4 protein-coding genes and 1 pseudogene are annotated in these 4,436 nt (G+C 66.7%); all 5 read left to right on the top strand.

Going from position 1 to position 4,436, the window contains the following annotated elements; genetic code table 11:
• Nucleotides 1–46 precede the first annotated feature (46 nt).
• Complete coding sequence (locus AC1DYI_RS27720; RefSeq protein ID WP_477207345.1) at nt 47–1,234, top strand: DUF3182 family protein; 1,188 nt, start codon at nt 47–49, stop codon at nt 1,232–1,234.
• Nucleotides 1,221–2,024, top strand: a complete 804-nt coding sequence (locus AC1DYI_RS27715) for an alpha/beta hydrolase family protein (protein WP_477207344.1) — start codon at nt 1,221–1,223, stop codon at nt 2,022–2,024. The genes AC1DYI_RS27720 and AC1DYI_RS27715 overlap by 14 nt, the downstream gene beginning before the upstream one ends.
• A 99-nt stretch (nt 2,025–2,123) precedes the next feature.
• Nucleotides 2,124–2,885, top strand: a complete 762-nt coding sequence (locus AC1DYI_RS27710; RefSeq protein ID WP_477207343.1) for an endonuclease/exonuclease/phosphatase family protein — start codon at nt 2,124–2,126, stop codon at nt 2,883–2,885.
• Complete coding sequence (clsB, locus tag AC1DYI_RS27705; RefSeq protein WP_477207342.1) at nt 2,882–4,150, top strand: cardiolipin synthase ClsB; 1,269 nt, start codon at nt 2,882–2,884, stop codon at nt 4,148–4,150. Before AC1DYI_RS27710 ends, clsB begins: the two co-directional genes overlap by 4 nt.
• Nucleotides 4,140–4,436, top strand: a pseudogene (locus AC1DYI_RS27700) (hypothetical protein); the annotation flags it as partial. The gene clsB and the pseudogene AC1DYI_RS27700, both read left to right, overlap by 11 nt.

Below are 4,436 nucleotides of genomic sequence, written 5' to 3'. Positions count from 1 at the left end.
GACCACGTGTTCCCTCCCATTTCATGCCACCGTCGAAGGAGACACCATGATCACCGCCCTCGCTGCGCCGCGTCACGAGTCCAGCCCTCGCAGCCAACCGCGCGTGCGGCCGCGGTCGTCCAAGGCCGCCGCACCCACGGTGGTGTTCTTTCGCAGCAATGGCCAGACGGGCCCGCTGGACCACGATGCAAGCTCGAAGAGCCGGGTCGCCGAGTCGCTGGCCCGCCTGCTGGGCCATGAATTCGTCGGCGAGCTCGACCTGTCCCGCCCACCCACTGGCAGCCTCTATCTGGTCCCCACCGACACGCTGCCGTCGCTTACCGAAGCRCAGCGCCTGGGTGTCAGCCGGCCAGACCATCTCTTCGGCGGCGTGGTGCCGCAACCCTTCGTCGCCACCAAGGTCATCTCGCATCCGCTGGTGCAGCCGGGCGCGTGTTCGTTGCCAGGCTGGTCGGCCGCGTATGGCGAACAGGTGCGCGACGCCGTGCTGCCTGGCTACTCGGTCTTCAGCGCCGAAGACGCCCGCATGGCAGCGCAGTTGCTGTTCAAAGGCGGCGGCGTGCGGCTGAAAGACCCTGCCGGCGTTGGCGGAGTGGGGCAGTGGGTGATCAATGGGCCCGACGATCTCGATGCACGGCTGGCCGAGTTCGGCTCCGACAACCTGACCCGCCATGGCCTGGTGCTCGAACGCAACCTGAACCAGGTGGTGACCCACAGCGTCGGCCAGGTGACCGTCGGCTCCCACGTGGCCAGTTACTTCGGCACCCAGGGGCTGACGCGCAACCACCGTGGGCACGAGGTCTACGGCGGCTCGCAACTGATCGTCTGCAGGGGAGGCTTCGAAGCCCTGTTGAAAGAGAAGCTGGCGCCCGAAGTGCGCACGGCGGTCGAGCAGGCGATGGTCTTCCACCGCGCCGCTTTCGACTGCTTCCCTGGTTTCTTCGCCTCGCGCTGCAACTACGACGTGGCCCAGGGCCTGGACGATGAGGGACGCCCGGTTTCCGGCGTGCTCGAGCAGTCGTGGCGCATCGGTGGTGCCAGCGGGGCCGAGGCGGCCGCGCTGCACGCCTTTGCCGCCAACCCATCGTTGCGCCGCGTCCGCGCATCGACCTGCGAGGTCTACTCAGAGGACTTCAAGCTGCCCAACGGCGCCTGGCTGCTCTACGATGGGCCCGACAACCAAGGAGGTCGACTGGTCAAATACGCACAGGTGACGCCGGATGTCGACGCTTGAAGAAATCACCCAGATCTCGGTCGACGGAGTCGACATCGCTGGCACGTTCGTCACGCCGGGCACGCTGATCCCCGGCGTGCTGTTCGTGCATGGCTGGGGCGGCAGCCAGTCGCAGTACCTGTCGCGTGCGCGTGACGTGGCGGCGCTCGGCTGCGTCTGCCTCACCTTCGACCTGCGCGGCCATGCCCAGACCAAGCGCCACTTCGAAACTGTTTCGCGGGCCAACAATCTGCAAGATGTGTTGACCGCCTATGACACGCTGGTCAAGAGACGGCACGTCGACCCCGCGGCCATCGCAGTGGTGGGCAGTAGCTACGGCGGCTACCTGGCGACGATCCTCAGTTCGATGCGGCCGGTCAAATGGCTGGCGCTGCGGTCACCGGCGCTCTACATCGATTCAGGCTGGGAAAGTCCGAAGCTGCAACTGCACAAGGACCAGGACCTGCGCACCTACCGCCAACGCCTGGTGCTGGCGAACGAGAACCGTGCACTGCAGGCCGTGCAGGCCTTCGAAGGCGATGTGATGCTGATCGAATCGGAGCAGGACAGCATCATCCCGAAGGCCGTGTTGACCAGCTACCGCGAGGCGGCCACGCACACCCGCTCGCTGACCTACCGCTGCCTCGATGGCGCCGACCATGGCCTGACCAGCGAGAGCGACCAGCGCGCCTACACCAAGGTGCTGGTGGCCTGGCTGAAGGAAATGATCCACGGCGCGCGGCGTGGTGCAGTGGTGCCGCCGTCGGCCGACCGGGTGGTGCACCCCGAAACGCCGCCCCGCTCGCACTGAAAAGGTCCCCCAGTTGCGCCGGCCATCGCGGCCGGCGCCTGCATGCCTTGAGGGCGCTTTCCTACAAGCGCGGCCAGGGTCTGCGGATAAAAAAGTCGCATGCCCTCGGCGACGCCCCCTCATCCCTTTTTGCTTCGTGCGTTGACGGTCAACACGCACAAAGGTTTCACCTTGCTCAACCGCCGTTTCGTGCTGCCCGAGCTGCGCGACGCGGTGCGCGCGGTCAATGCCGACGTGGTGTTCCTGCAAGAGGTGCAAGGCGAATACAACGGTGCCGTGGGTGCCAGCTGGCCGCAGGCGCCGCACTACGAGTTCCTGGCCGATGAGATCTGGCCTCAGTTCGCCTACGGCCGCAACGCCGTGTACCAAGGCGGTGACCACGGCAACGCGGTGCTGTCCAAGTACCCCATCCTGCGGCAGATCAACCACGACGTCTCGTTGCCCAAGCACGAAGCCCGGGGCCTGCTGCACTGTGTGCTGGACCTGCCGGACCGCGGCGAGGTGCATGCGATCAGCGTCCACCTGGGCCTGGCGGAATCGCACCGGCGTCATCAGCTCGAACTGCTGTGCGGCATCGTCAGCGACCAGATTCCCAAGCCGGTGCCGCTGCTGGTCGCCGGGGACTTCAACGACTGGCGCAACAAGGCCCACCACGTGCTGGACCGGTGCGCCGGCCTGCAGGAAGTGTTCGTCCAGGCCCACGGCCGGGCGGCCAAGACCTTTCCCGCGCGATTCCCCTTGTTGCCGCTGGACCGCATCTATGTGCGCAACGCCCGGGCCCATCGGCCGATCGCGTTGCCGCGATTTCCGTGGTCGCACCTGTCCGACCACGCCCCTTTGGCTGCGGAGATCATGCTGTGAAAACCAACTGGTACAGCGGTAACCGGGTCGACTTGCTGGAGAACGGCGAAGCCTTTTTCCCAGCGGTGTTCGATGCCATCCGCCACGCGCAGCGCGAGGTCATCCTCGAGACCTTCATCGTCTTCGAGGACAAGGTCGGCCGTGAGCTTCATGAGGTCCTGCTCGCCGCCGCCCGTCGTGGTGTGCAGGTCGATGTGCTGGTCGACGGTTTCGGCTCGGCCGACCTGACGCCGCGCTACATCAACACCCTCACCGCCGCCGGCGTGCGCGTACGCACCTTCGACCCCGCGGTGCGGGTGATGGGCATCCGCTTCAACGTACTGCGCCGCATGCACCGCAAGATCGTGGTGGTCGACGGCGAGCGCGCCTTTGTTGGCGGCCTCAACTACTCGGCCGACCACCTGGCTGATTTCGGACCGGAGGCCAAGCAGGACTACGCGGTTGAACTGGTCGGCCCGATCGTCGGCGAGATCCACCGCTTCGCCCGTGCGGCGATCCACGACCCGACGGATGCAGGCGCCGGCCACGGCCTGCGCGCCGCCTGGGCCGCCCGCTGGCACGCGCACGGAGCGCACGAACGCGACCAGCCACGATCTCGAACCGACGGCAGCGCGGATGCGCTGTTCGTGCGGCGCGACAACCTGCAGCACCGCAACGACATCGAGCGCTACTACCGCATCGCGATCCGCAGTGCACGCAAACAGGTGTTGATCGCCAACGCCTACTTCTTCCCCGGCTACCGCCTGCTGCACGAGTTGCGCCGCGCCGCCAAGCGCGGCGTCGACGTCAAGCTCATCCTGCAAGGACAACCCGACGTGCCGATTGCACGCACCGCCGCGTCGACGCTGTACGACTACCTGCAAAGCGGCGGCGTCAAGATCTACGAATACTGTGAGCGGCCGCTGCACGGCAAGGTCGCTGTGATCGATGACGAATGGTCGACAGTCGGCTCCAGCAACCTCGACCCCTTGAGCCTGTCGCTCAATCTCGAAGCCAACGTCGTGCTGCGCGACAAGCCGTTCGCGGAACACTTGCGGTCGCGGCTTGAACACCTGATCGAGCACAGCTGCAAGGAGGCGTGCGTGCCAGCCCAAGAAGGCTGGGTCTGGTGGTCACAGCTGCGGGGTTTCCTGATCTTCCACTTCCTGCGCCGCTTCCCGGTCTGGGCCTCTCGGCTGCCGACGCATGCACCGAAGCTCGAGTTGCTGGCGCATCCGCCTGAGCAGACCCACGCCCATGCGGCAGGGGGGGCGCGTGGGCACTGACACCGTCGCGCCCCGGCCGTCCGTGCCGCCAGCAGCCGCGTCCGATGGCCTGACGGCCAAGCCCTGGTGGCCGGCGGCGCAGCGTGCCTTCTGGACGCTGTGCCTGCTGATCACGGCTGTGTTGCTGATCGAGACCGGCCGGCATTGGGACTGGTCGAGCGCGATGACGGCGTTGCGCGACCTACCGCCGACGACCTTGCTGGTCGGTCTGGCTTTCGCGGCGTGCGGTCACCTGCTGTATGCGAGTTATGACGTGCTCGGACGCGAGCCCGATGTCGAGGTGGCC

Source organism: Ideonella sp. P3_A4, from assembly GCF_056403075.1.
This window is presented reverse-complemented; position numbering and strand designations above follow the sequence as displayed.

Excerpts from the sequence above, each read along its gene's own strand:
- AC1DYI_RS27715 (WP_477207344.1), top strand. The coding sequence starts at position 1,221 with ATGTCGACGCTTGAAGAAATCACCCAGATCTCGGTCGACGGAGTCGAC.
- AC1DYI_RS27710 (WP_477207343.1), top strand. The coding sequence starts at position 2,124 with ATGCCCTCGGCGACGCCCCCTCATCCCTTTTTGCTTCGTGCGTTGACG.